This window comes from Pseudomonas sp. TUM25319 (assembly GCF_056388475.1).
This window is the reverse complement of sequence record NZ_CM150751.1, coordinates 1,896,797-1,919,940: the sequence shown is the minus strand read 5'-3', so window position 1 is coordinate 1,919,940 and position 23,144 is coordinate 1,896,797. Positions and strand designations below refer to the sequence as shown.

The 23,144-nt window shown below is 61.1% G+C and carries 26 protein-coding genes, 1 tRNA gene and 1 pseudogene; 15 read left to right on the top strand and 13 right to left on the bottom strand.

Going from position 1 to position 23,144, the window contains the following annotated elements; genetic code table 11:
• Positions 1 to 27: 27 nt before the first annotated feature.
• Positions 28 to 681 (bottom strand): hypothetical protein, encoded by a 654-nt coding sequence (locus tag AC05QJ_RS08950; RefSeq protein ID WP_476746508.1) that lies wholly within the window; start codon positions 679 to 681, stop codon positions 28 to 30.
• A gap of 166 nt (positions 682 to 847) precedes the next feature.
• On the opposite strand from AC05QJ_RS08950, the gene AC05QJ_RS08945 reads away from it, so the two are divergent.
• From AC05QJ_RS08945 to AC05QJ_RS08910, 8 genes and pseudogenes are all read left to right on the top strand, one after another.
• The gene (locus AC05QJ_RS08945) at positions 848 to 1,171 is read left to right on the top strand and encodes a hypothetical protein (RefSeq protein ID WP_476746507.1); all 324 of its coding nucleotides are present in this window, start codon (positions 848 to 850) and stop codon (positions 1,169 to 1,171) included.
• Complete coding sequence (locus tag AC05QJ_RS08940; RefSeq protein WP_476746506.1) at positions 1,168 to 1,419, top strand: hypothetical protein; 252 nt, start codon at positions 1,168 to 1,170, stop codon at positions 1,417 to 1,419. The genes AC05QJ_RS08945 and AC05QJ_RS08940 overlap by 4 nt, the downstream gene beginning before the upstream one ends.
• Entirely contained in the window at positions 1,416 to 1,667 is a 252-nt protein-coding gene (locus tag AC05QJ_RS08935; protein WP_476746505.1) for a hypothetical protein, read from the top strand. The genes AC05QJ_RS08940 and AC05QJ_RS08935 overlap by 4 nt, the downstream gene beginning before the upstream one ends.
• Positions 1,664 to 1,996, top strand: coding sequence for a hypothetical protein (locus AC05QJ_RS08930; RefSeq protein ID WP_476746504.1), 333 nt, complete (start codon positions 1,664 to 1,666; stop codon positions 1,994 to 1,996). The genes AC05QJ_RS08935 and AC05QJ_RS08930 overlap by 4 nt, the downstream gene beginning before the upstream one ends.
• Positions 1,997 to 2,039: 43 nt before the next feature.
• Positions 2,040 to 2,834: a DNA-methyltransferase gene (locus AC05QJ_RS08925; RefSeq protein ID WP_476746503.1), complete on the top strand. Its 795-nt coding sequence runs from the start codon at positions 2,040 to 2,042 to the stop codon at positions 2,832 to 2,834.
• A 56-nt stretch (positions 2,835 to 2,890) separates the two neighbouring features.
• Positions 2,891 to 3,079, top strand: a pseudogene (csrA, locus tag AC05QJ_RS08920) (carbon storage regulator CsrA); the annotation flags it as partial.
• A 254-nt stretch (positions 3,080 to 3,333) separates the two neighbouring features.
• The gene (locus AC05QJ_RS08915) at positions 3,334 to 3,711 is read left to right on the top strand and encodes a hypothetical protein (protein ID WP_476746502.1); all 378 of its coding nucleotides are present in this window, start codon (positions 3,334 to 3,336) and stop codon (positions 3,709 to 3,711) included.
• Complete coding sequence (locus AC05QJ_RS08910; protein ID WP_476746501.1) at positions 3,708 to 3,956, top strand: helix-turn-helix transcriptional regulator; 249 nt, start codon at positions 3,708 to 3,710, stop codon at positions 3,954 to 3,956. The genes AC05QJ_RS08915 and AC05QJ_RS08910 overlap by 4 nt, the downstream gene beginning before the upstream one ends.
• Before the next feature lie 2 nt (positions 3,957 to 3,958).
• Here the strand turns inward: AC05QJ_RS08910 and AC05QJ_RS08905 are convergent, their stop codons facing one another.
• The 6 genes from AC05QJ_RS08905 to dapA all read right to left on the bottom strand — a co-directional run bounded on the left by AC05QJ_RS08905 (position 3,959) and on the right by dapA (position 8,740).
• Positions 3,959 to 4,936, bottom strand: a complete 978-nt coding sequence (locus AC05QJ_RS08905) for a tyrosine-type recombinase/integrase (RefSeq protein ID WP_476746500.1) — start codon at positions 4,934 to 4,936, stop codon at positions 3,959 to 3,961.
• Positions 4,937 to 5,046: 110 nt separating this feature from the next.
• Positions 5,047 to 5,136 (bottom strand) — tRNA-Ser (locus tag AC05QJ_RS08900).
• Positions 5,137 to 5,229: 93 nt separating this feature from the next.
• On the bottom strand, positions 5,230 to 5,940 hold the full coding sequence (purC, locus tag AC05QJ_RS08895; protein ID WP_458978575.1) for a phosphoribosylaminoimidazolesuccinocarboxamide synthase: 711 nt from the start codon (positions 5,938 to 5,940) through the stop codon (positions 5,230 to 5,232).
• Between the two features lie 29 nt (positions 5,941 to 5,969).
• The gene (locus tag AC05QJ_RS08890) at positions 5,970 to 6,728 is read right to left on the bottom strand and encodes an MBL fold metallo-hydrolase (RefSeq protein ID WP_476746499.1); all 759 of its coding nucleotides are present in this window, start codon (positions 6,726 to 6,728) and stop codon (positions 5,970 to 5,972) included.
• Entirely contained in the window at positions 6,729 to 7,844 is a 1,116-nt protein-coding gene (bamC, locus tag AC05QJ_RS08885; protein WP_476746498.1) for an outer membrane protein assembly factor BamC, read from the bottom strand.
• Between the two features lie 17 nt (positions 7,845 to 7,861).
• On the bottom strand, positions 7,862 to 8,740 hold the full coding sequence (dapA, locus tag AC05QJ_RS08880; RefSeq protein WP_476746497.1) for a 4-hydroxy-tetrahydrodipicolinate synthase: 879 nt from the start codon (positions 8,738 to 8,740) through the stop codon (positions 7,862 to 7,864).
• 257 nt (positions 8,741 to 8,997) lie between these two features.
• Between dapA and AC05QJ_RS08875 the strand changes: the two genes are divergently transcribed.
• Together AC05QJ_RS08875 and AC05QJ_RS08870 are read left to right on the top strand one after the other, a co-directional pair.
• Positions 8,998 to 9,558, top strand: a complete 561-nt coding sequence (locus AC05QJ_RS08875) for a glycine cleavage system transcriptional repressor (RefSeq protein ID WP_476746496.1) — start codon at positions 8,998 to 9,000, stop codon at positions 9,556 to 9,558.
• Positions 9,559 to 9,570: 12 nt separating this feature from the next.
• Positions 9,571 to 10,044 carry a peroxiredoxin gene (locus AC05QJ_RS08870; RefSeq protein WP_476746495.1) on the top strand — a complete coding sequence of 158 codons (474 nt, stop codon included), beginning with the start codon at positions 9,571 to 9,573 and terminating at the stop codon, positions 10,042 to 10,044.
• A gap of 94 nt (positions 10,045 to 10,138) precedes the next feature.
• Here the strand turns inward: AC05QJ_RS08870 and AC05QJ_RS08865 are convergent, their stop codons facing one another.
• Both AC05QJ_RS08865 and AC05QJ_RS08860 read right to left on the bottom strand, forming a co-directional pair.
• Positions 10,139 to 11,209 (bottom strand): AI-2E family transporter, encoded by a 1,071-nt coding sequence (locus AC05QJ_RS08865; protein WP_476746494.1) that lies wholly within the window; start codon positions 11,207 to 11,209, stop codon positions 10,139 to 10,141.
• A 28-nt stretch (positions 11,210 to 11,237) separates the two neighbouring features.
• Positions 11,238 to 11,477 (bottom strand): sulfurtransferase TusA family protein, encoded by a 240-nt coding sequence (locus AC05QJ_RS08860; RefSeq protein ID WP_476746493.1) that lies wholly within the window; start codon positions 11,475 to 11,477, stop codon positions 11,238 to 11,240.
• 135 nt (positions 11,478 to 11,612) lie between these two features.
• Here AC05QJ_RS08860 and AC05QJ_RS08855 point away from each other — a divergent pair, with 135 nt between their 5' ends.
• Entirely contained in the window at positions 11,613 to 13,046 is a 1,434-nt protein-coding gene (locus tag AC05QJ_RS08855) for a M48 family metalloprotease (RefSeq protein WP_476746492.1), read from the top strand.
• 815 nt (positions 13,047 to 13,861) lie between these two features.
• Here the strand turns inward: AC05QJ_RS08855 and nadA are convergent.
• Positions 13,862 to 14,920, bottom strand: coding sequence for a quinolinate synthase NadA (nadA, locus tag AC05QJ_RS08850; protein ID WP_476746491.1), 1,059 nt, complete (start codon positions 14,918 to 14,920; stop codon positions 13,862 to 13,864).
• On the opposite strand from nadA, the gene AC05QJ_RS08845 reads away from it, so the two are divergent.
• Positions 14,919 to 15,149: a hypothetical protein gene (locus AC05QJ_RS08845; RefSeq protein ID WP_476746490.1), complete on the top strand. Its 231-nt coding sequence runs from the start codon at positions 14,919 to 14,921 to the stop codon at positions 15,147 to 15,149. The two genes, nadA and AC05QJ_RS08845, sit on opposite strands and share 2 nt — an antisense overlap.
• On the opposite strand, the gene AC05QJ_RS08840 is transcribed toward AC05QJ_RS08845, so the two are convergent.
• Positions 15,143 to 16,597 (bottom strand): YdgA family protein, encoded by a 1,455-nt coding sequence (locus AC05QJ_RS08840; protein ID WP_476746489.1) that lies wholly within the window; start codon positions 16,595 to 16,597, stop codon positions 15,143 to 15,145. The two genes, AC05QJ_RS08845 and AC05QJ_RS08840, sit on opposite strands and share 7 nt — an antisense overlap.
• A 113-nt stretch (positions 16,598 to 16,710) precedes the next feature.
• Positions 16,711 to 18,186, bottom strand: a complete 1,476-nt coding sequence (locus tag AC05QJ_RS08835; protein ID WP_476746488.1) for a YdgA family protein — start codon at positions 18,184 to 18,186, stop codon at positions 16,711 to 16,713.
• 262 nt (positions 18,187 to 18,448) lie between these two features.
• On the opposite strand from AC05QJ_RS08835, the gene AC05QJ_RS08830 reads away from it, so the two are divergent.
• Positions 18,449 to 19,849 (top strand): UDP-glucose dehydrogenase family protein, encoded by a 1,401-nt coding sequence (locus AC05QJ_RS08830; RefSeq protein WP_476746487.1) that lies wholly within the window; start codon positions 18,449 to 18,451, stop codon positions 19,847 to 19,849.
• Here the strand turns inward: AC05QJ_RS08830 and AC05QJ_RS08825 are convergent.
• Entirely contained in the window at positions 19,807 to 20,676 is an 870-nt protein-coding gene (locus AC05QJ_RS08825) for an isocitrate lyase/PEP mutase family protein (protein ID WP_476746486.1), read from the bottom strand. The two genes, AC05QJ_RS08830 and AC05QJ_RS08825, sit on opposite strands and share 43 nt — an antisense overlap.
• A 458-nt stretch (positions 20,677 to 21,134) precedes the next feature.
• Here AC05QJ_RS08825 and AC05QJ_RS08820 point away from each other — a divergent pair, with 458 nt between their 5' ends.
• Together AC05QJ_RS08820 and AC05QJ_RS08815 are read left to right on the top strand one after the other, a co-directional pair.
• Positions 21,135 to 22,133: a response regulator gene (locus AC05QJ_RS08820; protein WP_476746485.1), complete on the top strand. Its 999-nt coding sequence runs from the start codon at positions 21,135 to 21,137 to the stop codon at positions 22,131 to 22,133.
• 3 nt (positions 22,134 to 22,136) lie between these two features.
• Positions 22,137 to 23,090 (top strand): sensor domain-containing diguanylate cyclase, encoded by a 954-nt coding sequence (locus AC05QJ_RS08815; protein WP_476746484.1) that lies wholly within the window; start codon positions 22,137 to 22,139, stop codon positions 23,088 to 23,090.
• The last annotated feature ends 54 nt before the right edge of the window (positions 23,091 to 23,144 follow it).

Below are 23,144 nucleotides of genomic sequence, written 5' to 3'. Positions count from 1 at the left end.
CGCAACTCTTACTTCCCAAATTAAGAGCTATTTCACGCGCCGCAAGTAAGGTCGCTCGCTTGGATGCGGAGAAAACTCTTTTTTTGCCATCCTAACCAATCTTGCCATTTCCTCCAGATAAATCTCACACAACTCCACGACAGATAAGCTACGCAGTTCTGGAGGTATGCTGTCTGGAAGGCTATGAAAAACCTGTTCGAATCGCCCCATCGACTCGGGAATGGCGATGTAGTATTTAATTTTTTCGCCGCCACCAAGATCCATTTCCCAGCCTGACCCTCCGTTTACATCCCCCATAAAAAACGAGGTGGCTGGAAACGGCGGTTGCTCTAATTTGGGAAGATCTGTACTGCTAAAGTTTCGGACGGAACCGCTTGCCGCTACGTCCAGGCGCCCTTGTTTCTCGAGATTATTTCGAGCATCCACAAAATACCTCATCAGTGGATTAGAACGTAAAGCATCCTGTATCGGTTCGTACCAAGCGTTGAACCGCTGCTCACCAACGATTGATCGTAGATTCTGTATAACAAAAGTTACGGATCGGCCAAAGACCAAAACATTTCTCAAACCTGCTGATCTTTGCGAAGGGTCCTTCTGCTTCAGAAGCTTTAATCCGAAGTAGGCCGTATCAAGCACTTCTTGGGCCCGTTTTAGAGCCAGAACCACTGGTTGTTCGTTCACGCCCCGCCCCCCCCCAAACTCTTAATTGGACCGTATTGGTAAACGTCGCGACATTAGCTGCCGATCATAAACAAGGAGCAAGCATAACGCCCTAGAGATCCAAAAGCCTACCTGTACACCTCTCCCCTCTATTCAACAGCCGCGATATGGCGGCCAAGGCCAATCCATGGAAATCGTACCGAGCACGACGGGCCGGGGCTTTGCCCTGCTCGAGTTTTCTGACCTCTACGGCGCGCGCTGCAACGTCCAGCTCAGCAGCCTGGTCGATCCCGAGGCCATCTGGCTGGGCGTCGAGGATGCTGAGCCGAAGATCATGGCCAGCCAGGCGGCCGCGTTCGGCGTGGACACCAAAGAAGCGAACGGATGGGTGCCTTACCCAATCCCTGACCAGGTGCTGCTGACTACTCGAATGCACCTGAGCCGGGAACAGGTCGCGGCGCTGCTGCCGGTACTTCAACGATTTGCAGCAACTGGCGAGGTGAGCATATGAGCGACTTGGTGACGGTCACCGAAATGCCAGCCAGCGAGTTCCCAGCCTATCTGGATGGAATGAACAAGATGATGCGCGAATGGACCGATCGCGCAGCTCGCGGCGAATGCCCATGGGTCTGCGCTGACTGTTGTTACACCTTCAACGAAGGCATGCCTGACGAGTGCTATCACGGCGTCCAGCAGTGCACCGACATCATCAAGCGCGACAAGCTGCGCGCCATGCGTGAAGGAAACGAACCATCATGACCCGCCTCGCCCTCTGCCTCCTGCTGCTGGCCACCGGCGCCAGCGCAACCGAGAACGTCATCGACGTGCAGCACGACAGCCAGCGCGGCGTCACCTGCTACCTGCTCAATGGGGTCGGCATCAGCTGCATCCCCGACAGCCAGCTCCAGGCCGGCAACGAGCGCCAGCTCTCCCCGCACGAACAAGAATCCGAACCTACACCTGCAACGGCGCTTGGGCGCTGGGACGAAGAGAGGTATTCGCTGTGAGCGATAAACAGTGGAATGGCGAAGGCTTGCCGCAGGCGGGAGATGAATGCGAAGCACGAATAGGCGTCCAGAAAAATTGGCGCCAGGTAAAAATCAAATTCATCGGCGATGAAATGTTGGTTGCACAGGTCGGTGACAAGGAGCTCTGCTGGCGATTGGAGTACTGCACCTTCCGCCCTGTGCGCACGCCCGAGCAGATTGCGGCGGATGAAAGAGCTACGGCGATCGAGGAGATGTGGGCGACCTACTGGAAGCCCGGCGTGCAGACCGCCTTCGAGGGGCTTGCGCTGCTCTACGATGCGGGCTACCGCAAGCAGGTGACAACATGATCGCCCTCGCCTATATGGCCTACCTGATCTATCGGGGGCCGCGATGAACGAAGTCAGCCTCTACCACGGCGATTGCCTGGAGGTGATGAGATCGCTGCCAGACGCCAGCGTCGACCTGGTACTGGCCGACCTGCCCTACGGGACCACACAGTGCGCCTGGGACGTCGTGATTCCCTTCAGGCTGCTGTGGGAGCAGTACCTGCGCATCGCCAAGACCGAGGCCGCTATCGTGCTCTGCGCGGCCCAGCCCTTCGCGTCGATGGTGGTCGCCAGCAATCCCCGAGACTACCGCTACGAGTGGATCTGGGAGAAAGGCAATGCCACCGGTTTCCTCAACGCCAAGAAGCAGCCACTCCGGGCGCACGAAAGTGCCCAAGTCTTCTACCGGCGCCAGCCGGTGTACAACCCGCAGATGACCTCAGGCCACGAACGGCGCACGGCGAAGCGGAAGACTGTCAACTCCGAGTGCTACGGGAAGGCCCTGTCGCTCACCGAGTACGACTCGACAGAGCGGTACCCGCGATCTGTGCAGTTCTTCTCGAGCGACAAGCAGACCGCCAACTTCCACCCTACTCAGAAGCCCGTCAACTGGATGCGCTTCCTGATCGCCACCTACACCAACCCCGGCCAGGTGGTGCTCGACAACACCATGGGCAGCGGCACCACCGGCGTTGCCTGCATCCAACTGGGCCGAAGCTTCATCGGCATCGAGAAAGACCTCGACGAACATGGCAGCCCGCTTGGGTACATCGACATTGCGCGGCAGCGCATCGCCGAAGCAATCAGCATCCGCGACACGCCAGCGGCGCAGATCGAACTGTTCGAAGCGCGCACCTAACCCCTCCCCCTACAACTCAAGCCCGCCGACATGCGCGGGCATGGAGAGCTATTGCCATGTTGATCCTCAGTCGCCGGGTAGGCGAATCCATCCGCATCGGTGACGACATCACCGTCGTCGTGATCGAAATTAAGGGCGGCCAGGTCCGGCTCGGCGTCGAAGCGCCCCAGGGCGTAGCCATCGACCGCCAAGAGATCCGCCTGCGCAAAGAAGCCGGCCTGCACCCGGCGCCAGCGAAGCCGCAGGACGAACCGCTGTACGCCAACCGCACAGAAGCGGAATGGCGCCAGCTTCTTGCTGATGAGCAACGGGAGCGGGAGCGCAGCGATGACGCAGCCTAAACACCGCGGCGAATTCGAAGACCTCGGCGATCGCCTGGTGCGATTCGGCTAAGCCCTGCAGGACCCGGCCACCAGCGTTGCCAAGCTGCACCAGTTGGCAAAGGCCTGCGGGATCACACTTCGGCTGCGCGCCGTCGCCGATACGGAGGGCGCCAGCAATGAGCATCATCGCTGAAATGGCACTCCGCCGGGCGCGCGGAAGACTGAACTCGGTGCAGTCCAGGGCCTCAGCCAAGGCGCCAGCCAGCACGCCAGTACCGCCACGGCCGAACCTTGATCAGGTGGAAGTGTCGGCGAGCGGACCGATAAATCGCCTGATGTTTGTGGAGGGTCGGACATGGGCGATTGAACTGGTCAGATCTCTCCGCGAGTCGCCTGCGGCGGTGGTCATCGATCGACTGGCCCGCGCGGCGGCTGGCAGACCAGGAAGCTACGTGGCCGGAATCCAGTCCGTGATCACGGAATTGAAAGAGGCTGATCTCACGGGTCAGCACGAAGACGGGAGCCTGAACAGCCAGGCCGGGAGGACGGAATGAACGAAGAGACCGAGGTACTGACGCTCGACGGGCTGGCCAAGCTGCTTGGTCGCACAGAGGCGTCAATCAGGGAAGGGATTCGCCGAGGCGTGCCGTGGCTCCCCAAGAGCTTCAAGATGGGTAACCGGCACTGCTGGCTGAAAGAGGATGTGCGCAAGTTTCTGCGCGAGTTCCGGGATGGGGAGCACCAAAAGCCAAAGCCCGGGCGCAAGCGGAAAGATCCGCCTACGCTGCGTGTCGCATGAGCTCAACCGAGCTTTTCGGCAAGATCCTGGGGGCTGAGGTGCGTGTAGCGCTTGAGCATCGCCAGGGTCTTGTGGCCCGTGATACTCGCGACCTCCATCATGGTGAAGCCGCGCTCGAAGAAACGGCTGGTCGCTTCGTGGCGCAGGTCGTGAAGGCGCAGGCCCTCGATGCCGGCGGCTTCGCAGGCTCTAGGGAAGTAATTGCTGATCGTGTTGAGCGCCAGGCTGAAGTACCGGCCGCCACCGATTGGCGTGGGCAGGCCCTCAAGCAGCGCCATCGCCCGAGAAGAAAGAGGCACCGCGCGCCGTTCGCCGTTCTTGGTGTCTTCCAGGTAGGCCACCTTGCCCCGCACCTGGTCGCGGCGCAGCAGAAGCAACTCAGATCGACGCATCGCCGTCTCGACCGCCAGCTCGATGAACACCGGAAGCTGAGCGTTCATCTGACCCGCCGCCTTGAAGAGGGCTGTCAGCTCCGCCGGCGTTGGCCGCCGGTCGCGCTCCTTGCTGCCCTTCGGCATGCGGATCGCGCGGCAAGGGTTCGTCAAACCCTCGATTCCCCACTCCTTCGTCGCCACCGTGAACAGGTGGCTGATCACCGCAAGGTTGAGGCGCACTGTCGCCGTCGACTTCCCTTCTTTCAGCTCAGCATCCCGATAAGCGGCCATGTCGCTTGAGCGGATAGCAGCCAGCCCCTTCCCTGCCAGCTTGTGCTCTTTCCACTTCTTGATCCTGACCTCCTCCTGCTTGGCCCCCTTCTTCGTCGATGTGACTTCAGACAGGTACCGATCCAGCGCCTCAGCCAGGGTGGTGCTCTCGGCCTCGCGCATGTCGACAAAACGCGCACGCGACATGTCACCCTCGATCTCCGCCGCCCAGCGTTGCGCCTCGGCTTTGGTGTCGAAAGTTGCAGAAAGTGTTGGATATCCTTTGCGGCGGATCTGGGCGCGCCAGGCGTCCCCGCGCTTCTCGTAGTAGGCCATGGGGGAAATGATAGCGAAGGCATGGGGGAATTACACGCTCCCCCATTCCCCCAAAATTCCCCCAAATGAAAAAGGCCCCGAGGGCTTCACAGCGCTCGGGGCCTTTAATATGGCGGAGAGATAGGGATTTGAACCCTAGGTACTGTTGCCAGTACAACGGATTTCGAATCCGTCCCGTTCGGCCACTCCGGCATCTCTCCAGTGGCGCGCATCATACCAGCACTTTTACCAAAGGCGAAGCCTTTTGATGAAAAAAATCGCGTGCTTTCAGATGCTTGCGCGAACGTGCCGGATTACAGCGGCACGCCCAGGCGCTTGGCGACTTCTTCGTAGGCTTCGATGACATCACCGAGGCCCTGACGGAAGCGGTCCTTGTCCATCTTCTTGCGGGTTTCCTTGTCCCACAGACGGCAGCCGTCCGGGCTGAACTCGTCGCCCAGGACGATCTCGCCATGGAACACGCCGAATTCCAGCTTGAAGTCCACCAGCAGCAGGCCGGCGTCGTCGAACAGCTTGGTCAGCACTTCGTTGACCTTAAGCGACAGCGCTTTCATCTTGACCAGTTGCTCGGCGGTGCCCCAGCCGAAAGCGACTACATGGGATTCGTTGATGAAGGGGTCACCCTTCTCGTCGTTCTTCAGGAACAGCTCGAAGGTGGAAGGCTCCAGCTTGATGCCCTCTTCGACGCCCAGGCGCTTGACCAGGCTGCCGGCAGCGTAGTTACGAACCACGCACTCGACAGGAATCATGTCCAGTTTCTTGACCAGGCATTCGTTGTCGCCCAGCAGCTTGTCGAACTGGGTCGGAATGCCGGCTTCTTCCAGCTTCTGCATGATGAAGGCGTTGAACTTGTTGTTCACCATGCCTTTGCGGTCGAGCTGTTCGATGCGCTTGCCGTCGAACGCCGAGGTGTCGTTACGGAACAGCAGGATCAAGCGGTCAGCGTCGTCGGTCTTGTAAACCGACTTGGCTTTGCCGCGGTAGAGTTCTTCACGTTTTTCCATGATGGGCTCCGCTTGCTAAATGAGAGGGGCTAGACGATTTCGCGCCAGTCGAGCCCACAATCCTGATTGGCCACTTGCAGCCAGTCCGGGTCGCACCCGAGGGTGTCGACGAAACATTGCCGGGCCAGCTGTGGCAGGTTGTTCTTGCTGCTGAGATGGGCCAGCACCAGGTGCTGCAGATTCTCCCAACCCAGCTCCGACACCAGGCGGGCGGCCTGGTGGTTGTTCAAATGTCCGTAGTCGCCGCCAACCCGCAGCTTGAGAAAGTTCGGGTAATGCCCCCGCGCCAGCAGGTCACGGCAGTGGTTGGCTTCGATCATCAGGGCGTCCAGGCCCCGGTAACTGTCCAGCAGGTTCGTGTCGTAGCAGCCCAGGTCGGTCAGCACACCAAGGCGCCGACGACCATCGCTGAAGACGTACTGCAACGGCTCCAGTGCGTCGTGGGTCACACCCACCGCCTTGATGCTCAGCGTCCCCACATCGAGCGTATCGTTCGCTGCGAGAAACCCTGTCGCCTCCAGTGGCTTGCGCAAACCGCGCAACGTGCCACGGCTGAGATAGACCGGAATATTGTAGCGCCGTGCCAGCAATCCCACGCCATGCACGTGATCGGCATGTTCGTGAGTCACCAGCACGGCGCTCAAGCGTTCTGGCGATACACCGAGCCGCGCCAGGCGCCGCTCGGTTTCGCGCAGGGAAAAGCCGCAATCGACCAGTACGTGAGTGTCACCACTGCCGATCAGCGTGCCATTTCCCTGGCTACCGCTTCCAAGTACCGCGAACCGCACTTAACCCAGGTTGTCCTGGATGACGCTCAATACGCGACGGGCCACATCGGCCGGAGCCACGGTGTTGATGTTCTTCTCGACCGTCACCTGCACGCTATCACCGACCTTGCTCAGGCGAACCTGATAACGCTCGGCGCGGGCTTCACGTTCTTCCTTGGTTGGCTCGCTGCCGAACATGCGGCTGAAGAAACCAGGCTCACGGTCTTTCGGCTCGGCTTTTTCGGCCAGGTTGATGTAGTACAGGCCCAGGCTGCGGTTGATGTCCTCGACGCGCCACTCACCGTGCTCCAGGGCACGGCCAACGCTGGACCAGGCACGGTCGAGGTCGGCGCCCAGGTTCAGTACCGGGTTGCCGCTACCGTCTTCGCTCAGGCTGACACGGCTCGGCGCATCGAAGTCACGGGCCGCGAGCAGCGACACCGAACCGCCCTTCTCGGCGCTGCGGGTCATGCTGGCAAGCATTTCGTCCACCAGCACGGCGTCGACGCCGGTGTTGCTGGAACGGGCCGGGAAGTCCTGCTCGGCGGTGCTGCCGGCAGCACGCTCGACGGTCACTACGTAGACTTCACTGGTATTCCGCTGCACGCCTGGCTCGATACGCACACGGGCGCGGATCTCGCTGTCGCGGCTGCTGGCCGCGCCACCGAGGCGATCAGCCATGGACGCGGAAAGCTCGTCGAAGCGCTGCCAGGTGGTATTGAACTCACCGGTCTGCGGGCGCTCTTCGGCGATACGGAAACCGTTATCCTCGAAGAACTGACGGGCAACCGGCCAGACTTCTGCAGGTGCGCGCTGGGCCAGGACCCAACGGGCAGCACCACTCTTCTGCAGGCTGAAGTCGCTGGCATCGGCGCTGGCCGCCAGCGGCAGGGGACGCGGAACCTCGAACTCGCCCTTGACGTTGTCGTCCGCGACGTTGCGCGGAATCGGCAGCAGCGGATCAAGGCGCTTGACGTTGCTTGCATCGGGCGGCAACTGCATCGGCGGCTTTTGGGTGGCCTCCAGGTAGTCGCTGCCACGGTCACGGAAATACCCGTCCTCGCCCCACAGCCAGCCACAGCCGCTGGTGCTGGAAATGATCAGGGCAAGGGCGGAAAGACCAGCCAATCGCTTCATGCGGTGTACGTCCTCAATTAAACCAGTACGCCGCACTGGCGCAGGGCCTGGCGCAGCGTGTCATGACAGGATGCGCTCAACCAGGTCAGCGGCAGGCGGATACCGTCGCCCATCAGACCCATTTCATGCAGGGCCCACTTCACCGGAATCGGGTTGGCCTCGATGAACAGGTTCTTGTGCAGCGGCATCAGTTGTTCGTTGATGGCCCGTGCGGTTTCGGCATCGCCACGCAGGGCGGCCTCGCACAGGTCGGCCATTTCGCGTGGTGCGACGTTGGCGGTGACGGAGATATTGCCCTTGCCACCCAGCAGGATCAGTTCGACGGCGGTCGGATCATCGCCCGACAGGACGAGGAAGTCGTCGCTCACACCCTCGATGATCGCCTTGGCACGCTGCAGGTCGCCGGTGGCTTCCTTGATGCCGATGATGTTCGGCACGGTGGACAGGCGGATCACCGTCTCGGCCTGCATGTCGCAGGAAGTGCGGCCGGGAACGTTGTAGAGGATCTGCGGGATGTCGACGGCTTCGGCGATGTGCTTGAAGTGCTGGTACAGGCCTTCCTGGGTCGGCTTGTTGTAGTACGGAACCACCAGCAGGCAGGCATCGGCGCCGGCGTCCTTGGCGTTCTGGGTCAGGTGCACGGCTTCGCTGGTGGAGTTGGCACCGGTGCCCGCGATGACCGGGATACGGCCGGCGACACGCTTGACCACGAATTCGATGACCTGGATGTGCTCTTCGACATCGAGGGTCGCCGACTCGCCGGTGGTACCGACGGCGACGATGGCATGGGTACCCTTTTCCAGATGAAAGTCCACGAGTTTGCCGAGGCTGTCCCAGTCCAGACGCCCTTGTGCATCCATGGGTGTGACCAATGCCACCATACTGCCCGCAATCATGAAACTGCTCCTGCCGGAAAAAGAGAGCGGTAATGGTACTGGCGCCATCGGGCTTGCACAAGCGACGCAGGCGGGCGGAGCATTCCCCTCGGCGGCCATTTTCGCTACCCTTCGTCCTTTGATCGGTACACAGCGGCCCGCCGGGCTGCCGACAACGCGCTCCGGCAGTGCCACCCCCTCGATGCAGAGCCCCGGGAGCACGCTGACCCGCCCTTTTCACCCGTCAGGTACCGACCGCTCATCGCTTTAGGAACGCTATGTCCACCCCCACCCTTCGCGAACAATTCCTTGTCGTCAGCGCTCTCGGCCCAAGCCCGATGGAACTGACCAACGTCCTTTGCCGGGCCAGCAACGACAGCCGCTGCTCGGTGGTAACCTCTCGCCTGACCCGCCACGGCGAGTGCAGTGCACTGATCCTGCAGATCACCGGCAACTGGGATGCCCTGGCCCGCTTCGAAGGCGCACTGCCAAGCCTGGCGAAAAAGCACGGGTTCATCGTCAATGTGGTGCGCAGCAACGAACTGGAAGTGCGTCCGCTGTCGTTGCCGTACGTCGCTTATGTCAGCGCGGCGTACCGCCCGGACATCATCAACGAGCTGTGCCAGTTCTTCATCGACCACCGTGTCGAACTGGAAAGCCTGACCTGCGATACCTATCAGGCACCGCAGACCGGCGGCACCATGCTCAATGCCACGTTTACCGTCACCCTGCCCGCCGGCACCCAGATCAGCTGGCTGCGCGATCAGTTCCTCGATTTCGCCGACGCCCTCAACCTCGATGCGCTGATCGAACCCTGGCGCCCACAGAACCCGGTGTAAGGAGCACAACCCATGGCCGTTGAACTCGACCAACCCGTCGCCGACTTCCAGGCCCAGGCCACCAGTGGCCAGCAGGTCAGCCTTGCGAGCCTGAAAGGCCGCCAGGTCGTGCTGTATTTCTATCCCAAGGACAGCACCCCAGGCTGCACCACCGAAGGCCAGGACTTCCGCGACCAGTACGCCGCCTTCCAGGCTGCCGGCACCGAGGTGTTCGGTGTCTCGCGCGACGGCATCAAGTCCCACGAGAACTTCAAGGCCAAGCAGGCCTTCCCCTTCGAGCTGATCAGCGACAAGGACGAAGCCATCTGCCAGCTCTTCGACGTGATCAAGCTGAAGAAGCTCTACGGCAAGGAATACCTGGGCGTGGACCGCAGCACCTTCCTGATCGACAGGGATGGCGTTCTGCGCAAGGAATGGCGCGGCGTGAAGGTGCCAGGCCATGTGGCCGCAGTACTGGCTGCTGCCGAGGAACTGAACAAGGCCTGATTCAGTTGCAAGCTTCAAGCCTCAAGCGGCAAGAAAGAGCAGCCCGCAACACCACCGCCTTAATCTTGCAGCTTGAAGCTTGAAGCTTGCAGCTTCAGAGCAGTGGCGCCACCGCCGGCTCGCGGCGGGGCCAGGCATCCAGCACGGCCTTGAACAGCGTGGCCAGCGGAATGGCGAAGAAGATCCCCCAGAACCCCCACAGCCCGCCAAACAGCAGCACAGCGCAGATGATCGCCACCGGGTGCAGGCTCACCGCCTCGGAGAACAGCAGCGGCACCAGCACGTTGCCATCCAGTGCCTGGATGATCGCGTAGACCGCCATCAGGTAGATGAACTGATCACCCCATCCCCACTGGAACAACGCAATCAGCGTGACCGGCACCGTCACCACCACGGCCCCCACGTAGGGCACCACTACCGACAACCCTACCAGCAGCGCCAGCAAGGCCGCGTAGTTCAGCCCCAGGGCGACGAAGGCGATGTAGGTGGCAACCCCGCAGATCAGGATCTCGATGCCCTTGCCACGGATGTAGTTGGCGATCTGCCGGTTCATTTCCTCGGCCACCCGGGTCATCAGCGCACGCTCCTGCGGCAGGTAGCCGCTGACCCAGCGGGCGATGGTCTCGCGGTCCTTGAGGAAAAAGAACACCAGGATCGGCACCAGCACCAGGTAGATCATCACGTTGACCAGCAGCGGCAGGCTCGACAGCGAGAACGTCAGCGCCCACTGGCCGAACTTGCCGATCTCGCCACGCATGGCTTCGATCGCCTGCAGGACCTGGTCATCGGACACCAGGTGCGGATAACGCTCGGGCAGCAGCAGGAGCAGCGACTGCCACTTGCCGAGCATGCCCGGCAGCTCATTGAACAGGGTGATCAACTGGTGCCAGAGCAACGGCACCAACACCAGCAGAAAGACCGCCAGCGCGCCCATGAACAGGGTGAACACCAGCCCGACCGCCACTTTGCTCGGTACTCGCAGGCGCTCCAGCGCATTGACCAGGCCCTGCATCAGAAACGCCAGGACCATGCCCGCCAGCACCGGCGCCAGCATGCCGCCAAGAGTCAGTACCGCGGTGAAGCCGAGAAACAGCAGGACCGCCAGCACCACGGCTTCCTCATCGGAGAAGTAGCGGTGCAGCCAACTGCGTAGCACTTTGAACATCGACGATCCCTGGATACGAGAAAAAACGTCAGGCCTTTTTCAGCCAGTAGGTGTAGACCCCGCCTTCGGCGGTTTCGTGAAGCAGTGTATGACCGGCAAGCCTGGCGAAAGTGCGGAAGTCACGTTGCGAGCCGGCATCGGTGGCGACCACCTTGAGCACCGCTCCGGATGCCAGGCGATTGAGTTCCATCTTCGCCTTGAGCAAAGGCAGCGGGCAGTTCAGGCCACTGGCGTCGAGTTCGGCATCGGGATTCGGGGTTTCAGTCATTACGGCGCTCCAGAAAAACCGGCCGGCCCGATCAGGGCCCGCCTACAAAGCCGGCAAGCCTCGCAGAATACCGCCACTGGTCGCAACCGTGCGAGGCGGCTACAGTAAGCCTCTTTGTCGACCAGAGCTCCGTGCATGAATTTTCTGCGCCCTACCCTGCTGACACTGGCCTGCCTGCTGGCGCTTCCAAGCCACGCCGACGACCTGCCGTCACTTGGCGACGCCAGCTCTGCCATTGTTTCCCCGCAACAGGAGCACCAGCTCGGCCGCGCCTGGTTGAGTCTGCTGCGAGGCAATGTCAGGCAGCTGTCAGACCCCCAGCTCAAGGATTACGTCGAAACCAGCGTTTACCGACTGGCTGAAACCAGTCAACTGCAAGACCGTCGCCTGGAGTTCATCCTGATCGACAGCCCGGAGCTGAACGCCTTCGCCGCCCCAGGCGGCATCGTTGGCGTCAACGGCGGCCTGTTCCTCAATGCCCAGACCGAGGGCGAGTACGCCTCGGTGCTCGCCCACGAACTGGCGCACTTGTCGCAACGGCACTTCGCCCGTGGCGTCGAGGCCCAGCAACGCATGCAACTGCCGATGATGGCGGCGTTGCTGGCCGGCATCGTCATCGCGGCCTCGGGTGCCGGCGATGCCGGTATCGCCGCCATCGCCGGCACGCAGGCCGCGGCCATCCAGGAGCAACGACGCTTCTCCAGGCAGAACGAGCAGGAGGCCGACCGCATCGGTATTCTCAACCTGCAGAAAGCCGGCTACGACCCGCGCAACATGCCAACCATGTTCGAACGCCTGATGCGCCAGTACCGCTTCGACGCCAAGCCACCGGAATTCCTCCTGACCCACCCGGTCAGCGAAAGCCGTATCGCCGACACCCGCAACCGCGCCGAACAGGCACCACCCGGTGGCACCGAAGACAGCGCTCGCTATCAACTGATGCGTGCCCGGGTGCAGCTTTTCTACGAAGGCACGCCAGGCCTCGCCGCCAAACGCTTCCGCGCCCTGCTGGATGAGAACCCGAAACTGGACGCCGCCCGCTACGGTCTGGCCCTGGCGCTGATCAAGGGTGGCCAGCTCAACGAAGCACGGGAAAACCTCAAGCCGCTGCTGGCTGCATCCCCCAACGACATCACCTACAACCTGACCCAGATCGATCTGGAGATCACCAACAATCGCCTGGCCGACGCCCAACAGCGGGTCGACAGGATGCGCCTGCTGTATCCGGGCAACTACCCGTTGCAGCAAGTGGCCGCCGACCTGCTGCTCAAGCAGAACAAGCCGGCGCTGGCAGAGAAAGCGCTGGAAGCGCTGATCAAGAATCGCCCGGATGATCCGGACGTCTGGTACGACCTGGCCGAAGCCCGTGGCCTGTCCGGCAATACCATCGGCCTGCACCAGGCGCGTGCGGAATTCTTCGCCCTGACCGGCGATTTCGACCAGGCATTGCAACAACTGGATTTCGCCAAACGTCGGGCCGGCAACAACTTCCAGCTCGCCTCGCGAATCGACGCGCGGCAACGGGACATGCTGGAGCAGCAACGGATGGTCAAGGACATGATGCGCTGAGGAGCAACCTGAAAAAAGCCGGTGTGGTTGCCGGGTTTGCGAGATTATCCGTTCGAGGCGGCGACTCTGCCGGCCCCTTTCGCCTCTACGGCGAGTCCATTTTGTCTTGGCAAAATGGACGAAAACCGCTGGCTCCCAACATCCGGCCCTACGCTTCGCTCCGGGTCCCCTCCTTCCGGCACCTTTCGGGGCCAGCGCGGCCTACGATTTGCTCCGCAAATCTTCATCTCGCGTCTTCGGCTTCGCCGAAGGGTGCTTACGCACCCGGCCCCTACAGGCACCTCCACTCGGCCGGCTGAAGTCGCAATTGGCGGCGTCTGAACTGACGCGTATGAAAAGCAAAAGCTCTTCACGGATGTTTTCAAAAACAGATCCAAATCTCGAAGATCCGCCCGTGAGAACACCGCCCGTAACATGCGACCTCAGGAGGCCGAGTGGAGGTGTTCGGAAGGGGCTGGGGCGCAGCCCCCTTCGGCGAAGCCGAAGAGCGCGAGTGTTAGATTTGCGCAGCAAATCGTGGCCGCGCGGCCCCTGGAGGACACCGGAGCGAGGGGACCCGGAGCGAAGCGTAGGGCCGTATGTGGGAGCCAGCGGTTTTGCCCCCCTTTGTCCAAGAACAAAGGGGGCCGCCGTAAAGGCGGAAGGGGCCGGCAGCCTCGCCAAATCCAATGGATAAGCTCACAAAACCGAAACCCACAAGCCCAAGCCCAAGCCCAAGCCCAAGCCCAAGCCCAAGCCCAAGCCCAAGAATCATCGCCCCCGGAAACTGCGTGAAGAACAGAAAAAAGGGGCCGCATTGTGCGGCCCTTTGTTTTTCAAGCGTTGCCCGACAACTTCAGGCGTGCCGCCTGGGTGAACTCCAGCATGCGCTGCAATGGCTTGATCGCCTGCGGAATCAACGCGGGTTCGACGAAGATCTCGTTGGTTCCCTCACGCAGGCACTGCAAGGTGCGCTCGAGGGTGTTCATCGCCATCCACGGGCAATGCGCGCAACTGCGGCAAGTCGCACCATTACCGGCCGTTGGCGCCTCGATGAACTCCTTGTCCGGACACAACTGCTGCATCTTGTAGAAGATGCCGCGGTCGGTAGCGACCACGAACTTCTTGTTCGGCAAGGTCTGCGCGGCGGCGATCAACTGGCTGGTGGAGCCCACGGCATCCGCCAGTTCGATGACCGAAGCCGGCGATTCCGGATGCACGAGGATGGCTGCATCAGGGTACAGCGCCTTGATATCGGCCAGTTGCCGCGACTTGAACTCTTCGTGGACGATGCAGGCACCATCCCACATCAACATGTCGGCGCCCGTCTGCTTCTGGATGTAATTGCCCAGGTGCTGATCGGGAGCCCAGATGAAGGTCTCGCCGTTGTCCATCAGGCTCTCGACGATCTCCAGCGCGCAACTGGACGTTACCACCCAGTCGGCACGGGCTTTGACCGCCGCCGAGGTGTTGGCATACACCACCACCGTGCGGTCGGGATGCTTGTCGCAGAAGGCCGAGAACTCATCCACCGGGCACCCCAGGTCGAGGGAGCACGTGGCATCGAGGGTTGGCATCAGGATGCGCTTTTCCGGGGTGAGGATCTTCGCCGTCTCGCCCATGAAGCGGACACCGGCCACCAGCACGGTCTTGGCCGAATGGTTCTTGCCGAAGCGGGCCATTTCCAGGGAGTCAGCCACGCAACCACCGGTTTCTTCGGCCAGGGCCTGGATCACCGGGTCACAGTAGTAGTGAGCAACGAGCACCGCATCCTGCGCCTTGAGTTCGGCGGCAATGGCGGCGCGGTATTCGGCCTCTTGTTCGGGCGTGAGCGGCTTGGGCTGCTTGGCGTCCAGATGGGCCTGGACCAGAAGGCGTTCGGAAATCTGCGTCATGTTCGCAAGACCTGCAGGCGCTGATGCGCGTAAGTCGAGTGTATCATCGGGCACGGACAAATCGGGTTACAGCTTGGCCTTTGCACAGGCGGCAAAAATCCGCTGCGACCTCGGTTTTATGGAATCGCCGAAGGCTACAGATAATCGGATGAATTCAAAAGACATTTTTGCCCGCGAACACCAACGGGCGACGCTCGACACGTCACCCGTGGCGCATGAGGCTTACTGAGCGATGCCCGTCAGCATCCCGGCACGCCCCTGGACGAAGGCCTGGAACTGCTCGAGGGTCATTTTCTGGCCGTTGAACTCGACCTGGCCGTCGGCGTAGCTCAGGCGCATCAGAATGTCATCCCCCTGAACGGTAGCCATCTGGGTTTGCAGGGCCATCATGCCGACCATTTCCCCGGTGGCCGAAGCCTGGCGGATCGAATCGGCATCCAGACCATCCAGCGACGCGCGCAGGGCTGCCAGGTCGCCGATCATCGGCTTGGAGATCTTCAGGTTGGCCTGCACGGACTTGACCGACTGGGCGAGCGCCTGCTCAGGCGGGATATCCCCCTGCGGTACACCGACGAGGTCAATACCAAGGTCGAACCGGCTCTCGCCACTGGCCGTCTTGAACGACAACTCGTCCAGCGCCACTCGTGGCTTGCCGTCCAGCACACGAAGGAACACCTCTTTCAAGACCGGATCCTTCAGCAACCGGGAACCGTCTGCCTGCTGCAGGGCAATGGCCTCCAGTTCAGCCGTGTTCTGCTCGTACCAGCTCACCAGATTGCCAACGGCCTCGGGATCAAGCTGCTGCATGCTCCAGCCGATGCGGGCGCTGCCAAGCGGCTTGCCGGCGTAGTTGATGTCGGAAACGTTGTAGATGCCTTTCATCGCAAGACCGGCGCTCTCGATCCGGTAGGTGTCGTGCAGGTCGAGACCGAACTTCACCGCAGGCTGGCCGGCAATGGCGAAGGATGCCTCGGCAAGATCGACCGCGTAGGAACCGACGTAGAAGCCGTGCGGGGTCTTGGTCATGTCGCCCGCGAACGTAAAGCCTTTCAGCCCCATATGCTCCGCCGAGCCGTTGCCACCCACCACGCTCATGTCTGCCATCGCAGCGGAAAAGCGCATCGCCTTGCCGGCAGTATCGCCATCGATCTGCAGCGTCAGACCGGAAAAGGAGAAATCGGCGCCGTCTTCACCCTTCACGGCCAGCGGGGCCAATTTGAGATCGGCGCGGACCGAGCCGCCGTAACCCAGGCTGGTGCTGCCGCTCAGCGGAAGCTGATCGCCGCTGGCGTCGAACCACTTCGCGGTCTTGTCGGTCTTCTCCACCGCGTAGCTGCTTGCAGCCATGACCGGCGCCAACTGGAACTGCTTGAGTCGCGACCACGGGAAAGGCCCGTGCTCGATGTGATCGACAAAGTCCAGGGAACCGGATTCACCGTCCGGGTCGCTGAAGGTCACGCGATAGCGGGCGACGCTGGTGAACAGATGGGAATCCAGGGAAAGCAGCTCCACCTTGCCGTGCATCCGGCTGCCCATGGCCTTGTCCAGTTGCTGATTGGCATCGGCCAGCGCGGCGCCCAGTTGTTCGGGCAACTGCTGGCCGGTGTACCACGCGACGGACGTCCATGCCGCGCCGACTACAACCAGCCCGCCGATAACTACCAATGTTTTCTTCATGAAATGTTCCAGATGCTGTCCTTGAAAGAGAAGGCCCGGATACAGGGGCCGGGCCTTCAAGGGCGCGAGAATAGCACTAGTTTGAATGGGTTCAGCGCATTTCCATCACAGAGTTACTGGGCTGCAGCTCGCCCGATCACTCTGGAAAACTCTTCCCTGTTGATCTTCTTGCCGTTGAGTTCGATATCGTCAGGCGTCTTCAGGCGCAGGTCCATCACAACACTATCGTCCGTTACCACCAGCAAAGGATCCCGTCGGGCCTCGCGCGAAACGATATCCCACCATCTTCTGCTCAACGGTTGCCCGGTGTTGATGTCCCTCATATACATTCTGAGGGAAAAGGGGCCTTCCCAAGCGTCGACGGTCGCTTTGGAAAGCTTGAGATTGATTCGGGCCGATTCGGACATCTGTGTGACCAGGCCAGCCAGAGAACTGTCGTCAGTATCAGGACGGCGAAGCTGAGCCTCCAGATGAGCCCTGCTTTCTCCTCCTGCTGTTTTGAATGACAACTCTTCCACAACGACCCTGGGCCTGTTCACCAGCAAGTTGGACAAGGCGGCATGAAACTCGGTACCCGCGTCATCCTGTAATTGCGCGCCACCAGTTGCCGCTGCACTCGCCTCTTGAGCAGCGGCGGCCTTGATCTGGTTCCATGCCGGTCCATTCCTCAAGTTCAGCATATTCCTGAGTGCTGCGGGATCCAGGCCTTCCGCACGCCATACCAAACGGGCACTACCATAGGGCCAACCAGCTAATTGCATGTTCTCGACACTGAATGTCTGCCGCGCTGAATACCCGTCCTCTGCAAACTCGTAGGTATCGTGCCGGGCGAATCTTCCGAATGACAGGGCCTTGTCGCCCATGGCAAGCCTAATATCCCTGAGGTTCATCTTCAGCCAGCCGGTATGCAATCCGTGAGCACCGGCACCCAACTGGGCAATCAACGTGGCACCTTCCAGGTCTAGAACCAGCGGATACGGGCTCTTCTCCTCCTGCTGTGCCTTGAGATTCGCCATCTTGCCGACGACACGCACGGTTTCTGCACCTTTTATCGAGTCCATACGCAAACTGATCGCCGATGAGTCCCACTTGACTCCACGAGCGAAGATCTCCAGCGGCGCCACGCTGATCTGGGTGCTGACAGTTTCGTCATAGTTCACGGTGATATGCCCCTGCACAGGTACTTCGCCTTTGCTGAAGGCGAACCAGGGTGAGGAGCTTTGTGTTTTTTCCAGCGAGAAGTTGCTTGCAGCCATCACCGGCATCAGTTGCAGTTGCTTGACCTTTGACCATGGCAGCGGGCCGTACTCGATATGGTCAGCGAATTCCAGCTGTACGGGATCCCTGCCAACAGCCTGGTACGTCACGCGGTAACGGGCATCACTGCTGAAGGTGTTCGGGCTGAGGGAAAGCAGTTCGATTGTCGCTTCGCCTTCGTGCCCTAGCGCCACTTGCAATTGCTGGTTGGCGTGCTCAAGCATCGCGTTGATCCGCTCGGGCATCAGTTTTCCGGTATTCCACGCGATCAACGTGCAACCTGCAGCACCGAGTGCCACGACGCCGCAAAGGGCAATGACTACCTTTTTCATGAAGGGGTCCAGGAGCTTGAGTATTGCCCGGACCGTGCCGACCGGGCGTTGGAGCGCGAGGTTAGCAATCAGCTGGCGGCAAAACAGTCAGCCATTTACCCCTGACTAATAGGAACAGTCAGCGAATTTCGTAGCTGTTTTCTGACGAGTCGTCGCCTTGCGTCAGACACTCACACAACTGTCACCGGACACTGACATGTTCAGGCCATGCCCTGCCTGATCGGGCGGGAGGAACCGCATCGGCCTGATAACGGAGCTTCGAATGAAACTTGCAGTGTTTGGTACCGGTTACGTTGGTCTGACCCTCGCTGCCTGCCTGGCGGAAGTCGGCCATCAGGTCTGTTGCGTCGATGTCGATGCCGAGCGCGTCGAGTCGCTTTCACGGGGCCATTGCCCGATCTTCGAACCCGGGCTGCCCGCGCTCTTGAGCAAGGGGCTGGCCAGTGCACGACTGCTGTTCAGCACCGACGCCGCCCCCGCCATCGAGGCGGCCAGGGTGATCTTCATCGCCGTGGGCACCCCGCCACAGGCCGATGGCAGCGCCGATCTTCGCCAGGTGTTCGCCGTAGTCGAAGCCATTGCCCGGCACGCCCAGGGCGACAAGGTCATCGTCAACAAGTCCACCTCACCGGTGGGCACGGTCGATGCCATCAAGGCTCGCCTGCGCCAGCACGAAGCCGCCGAAAGCAGGCAGTTCGAGGTGGTCAGCAATCCGGAATTCCTTAAGGAAGGCTCTGCAGTGATCGACTGCATGCGCCCCGACCGGATCCTGATCGGCGGCGCGTCCCCCGCCACATTGGCGCTGCTCAAGGAGCTCTTCGCACCGTTCAGCCGCAACCACGACAAGTTCATCGCCATGGACGCCCGCAGCGCCGAGCTGAGCAAATACGCGGCCAACTGCATGCTGGCGACGAAGATCTCGTTCATGAACGAAATGGCCAACCTCGCCGAGCGCCTGGGGGCGGATGTCGAGGCCGTGCGCCGTGGCATCGGCTCGGATCCACGAATCGGCTACGACTTCATCTACGCCGGTTGCGGCTTTGGCGGTTCGTGCTTTCCCAAGGATCTCTCTGCGCTGCAACGTATCGCGGAACAGCACGATTACCAGCCCCGCCTGTTACAAGCGGTGGATGCCATCAACCAGCGTCAGAAACACCGCCTTTTCGAGAAAATGCTCCATCACTATCACGGCGCACTGAAGGGCAAGACCTTCGCGGTCTGGGGCCTGTCGTTCAAACCGAATACCGATGACATGCGTGAGGCCTCCAGCCTGGTGCTGCTGCAATCGCTGTGGCAGTCGGGAGCAAGCGTGCGCGCCTATGACCCGCAGGCCCGGGAAGAAGCTCGGCGGCTGTTTGGCCAGCGGGAGGATCTGGTGTTGCTGGACACCAAGGAAGATGCGTTGAGGGGCGCAGACGCGCTGGTGATCGTCACCGAATGGCAGGATTTCAAAGTGCTGGATGCCGACCTGGTCAGGCGACACCTGCCTGACGCCGTGCTGTTCGATGGACGCAATCTGTTCGAACCGGCTTCGATGGCCGCCGCAGGGCTGACCTACTACAGCATCGGCCGCGGGGACATGCGACCCGGCAACATCCCCGCGCCCGACAGAGAACAGCCTTACTCGTTGACGTCCATGAACTCACGGGCCCAGACGATGTAGTCATTGGGCTGGGTGTAGGTGTGAGTCAGCTCCGTCGCGCTGAGGTCCGAGGCGGAGCTGGTGATGCGGCGCTGCTCGCGCAGGCAGTCGTAAGTCGCCTTGATCGCAGCGAAGTAGGCGCCGTGGCCATCCACGGCGATGCGCACGCCCAGCTCGGCCAGACGCACGTCGTCATGCAGTTGCGGATTGCCGTAGGTGACCAGCATCAGCGGCACGGTGACGTGACGGGCGATCTCTTCCAGATGTGCGAAATCGCGGATACCCACCATGCACACGCCGTCGGCACCGGCGTTCTGGTACGCCACCACGCGGGCGATGACTTCTTCGGTGGGAATGGCACCGGCATTGGTCCGGGCAATGATCGACAGCTCCTGGTCAACGCGGGCTTCCAGCGCCGCGCGCACCTTGCCGACCCCTTCCTCGATACTGATCAGGTCGGTGGACTTGCGGCCGAACTGCGCTGGCAGGAGCGTATCTTCGATGGTCAGCGCCGAGACGCCGGCACGCTCCAGCTCGATCACGGTGCGCATCACGTTCAAGGCATTGCCGTAGCCGTGGTCGGCGTCGGCAATGAACGGCAACTGGGTGACACGACCGATACGGGTGGCCTGTTCGGCGAACTCGCTCAGGGTGATCAGGGCAAAATCCGGTGCAGCCAATACCTGTAGCGACGCCACCGAGCCTCCCAGGATACCCACCTCGAAGCCCAGGTCGGCGGCAATGCGCGCAGACATGGGGTCGAAGACCGAGGCGGTGTGGTAGCAGTAGGGGGAGGCAAGCAGTTTACGAAACGCACGGCGCAAATCTTGATGGGACGCTTTAGGCATGATCTATCCACTATTTCGACTTCATTCTGAGGCGAAACATACCACCCCTTGATGTCTCTCTGACAGCAGCCGAGGTCTTTGTCCGACAAATCGACGCAAACGATTCACCTGCCGGGCCAAGAGGGTTGCTTCTTTCCTTCTCCTTGAACAACCGGCAATGCGCAACGACAGGCTGAAGTCATTCGGAACCACCGTTCACCCGAGGAGCGGCTCGCCTGCAGCAGGCTGCCTGTGCGAAGGAAATTTTCGGATATTCATCAAAAAATCGCGAAATGAGTATGAACTGTGCATGGCCTTTGACGTCGCAAGGACTCCGGTAACACCTGACCTGGGGCTCAGGGATAACCGTATGCGCACAAGCTTTCTTATCAGTGATTCCCCTAGGTATTAAGCATAGGCTTTGTGCGGTTATGGCATAATGGAATCATCCCGCACCTCCCAATAGCGAGCCGTGATTTGTGTCAGTGACTACCCTAACTGTATGTGACGACTCCACTGTTGCCCGCAAGCAGGTCTTGCGTGCACTGCCGGCCGATTGGCCGGTGTCGGTCACCGAGGCCGGCAATGGCCATCAATGCATGGAAGCCGTGCGCAAAGGCCTCGGCCAGGTACTGGTCCTTGACCTGAACATGCCGGAAATGGACGGCTACCAGGTCCTTCACGCCCTGCGCGAGGAAGGCCTGAAGAGCAACGTGATCGTCATCTCGGGGGATGTGCAGCAGGAGGCGGTGCGCCGGGTCCGGGAACTGGGTGCCCTTGCCTTCCTCAAGAAGCCTTTCGATCAGGCCGAACTGCGCCAGACCCTCGGCCAGCTCGGGCTGATGCAGTTGCCCGGGCAGGCCGCACAGAGCCACCGCCCGGCACTGAACACGCACGTCAGCTTCAACGAGGTGTTCCGGGAAACCGTCAACGTCGCCATTGGCCGTGCCGCAGCGCTGATTGCCAAGGTGCTGGGCGTGTTCGTGCAATTGCCCGTGCCCAACGTCAACGTCCTCGAAGTCGGCGAGTTGCACATGGCGCTGGCCGATGCCGGGCGCTGCAAGCAACTCACGGCCGTGTGCCAGGGCTTCATCGGCGGCGGGATCGCCGGCGAAGCACTACTGATGTTCCACGACTCCGAAATTGCCGACATGGCTCGCTTGATGCAACACCAGACCAGCGAATCATCGGACCTGGAAATGCTCCTGGACCTTTCCAGCATCCTCATCGGTGCCTGCCTGAGCAGCATCGCCGAACAGGTCGATGTGGTGTTTTCCCAGTGCCACCCGCAGATTCTTGGCCAGCACGCCGGTATCGATGAGCTGATCCGGGTCAACCAGCAGCGCTGGAAGAAGACCCTCGCCGTCGAGATCAGCTATGGGCTGGAGGGGCACGACATCCGATTCGATCTGCTGCTGCTCTTCACCGAAGACTCCATCGAACGACTGACCCACAAACTCGCGTACCTGATGAACTGACCCATGAACAAACCCATTGATCTGACCGAGTTCCATTGGCTGCTGGCGATCGTGCAAAGCATCGACGTCGGTGTGGTGGTGCTCGACCGCGATTACTGCGTGCAGGTCTGGAACACCTTCATGGAGAACCGCTCCGGCGTAGCGCCCAAGGACGCCCATGGGCTGTCCTTCTTCGATCTGTTTCCAGAGGTCAATGTGCCCTGGTTCCGCCACAAGCTGGAGAGTGTCGCCACATTGGGCACGCCTGCGTTCACCGTATGGGAGCAACGCCCCTGTCTGGTGCGGTTCAAGAACTACCAGCCAATTACCGGGCAGGAAGATTTCATGTACCAGAACACCACGCTGTTCCCGCTGCGCTCCACCGACAGCAGCATCAGCCATTTCTGCCTGGTGATCTATGACGTGACCGACGTGGCCACCAACCGGCGCATGCTGCAGTCGGCCAATGCCCAGTTGCAGAAACTCTCCAGCACCGACCGTCTGACCGGGCTGTACAACCGCGGTCACTGGGAAGATGCGCTGAAGACCGCCTACGCCCGCCATCAGCGGCATGGCAGCGACACCGCCCTGGTGATGTTCGATATCGATCACTTCAAGCGCATCAACGACACCTACGGCCACCAGGCTGGCGACAAGGTCATCGAGCAGGTCGCCGCAACGCTGCGCCAGTACGTGCGCGACAGCGACGTGGCCGGGCGCTACGGTGGCGAGGAGTTCGGCGTCGTGATGTCGGATACCGACGCCGAGGGCGCGGCGGTCTTCGCCGAACGCCTGCGCAAGGCGGTGGAGGCCATGGAAGTCCAGCATGACGGACACAGCATCCGCTTCACCATAAGCCTTGGTGTCGCCGACCTCGCAGAACCTTCGGACAGCCACGCCGACCTGATCGCCTGGGCCGACCAGGCTCTGTATGCGTCGAAGAAAGGTGGGCGCAACCAGGTTTCAGTCTATCGGTGACAAGGCGCCATCATCGCCTTGCATCTGAAAATCATTCTCGTTAAAGTCGGCGCC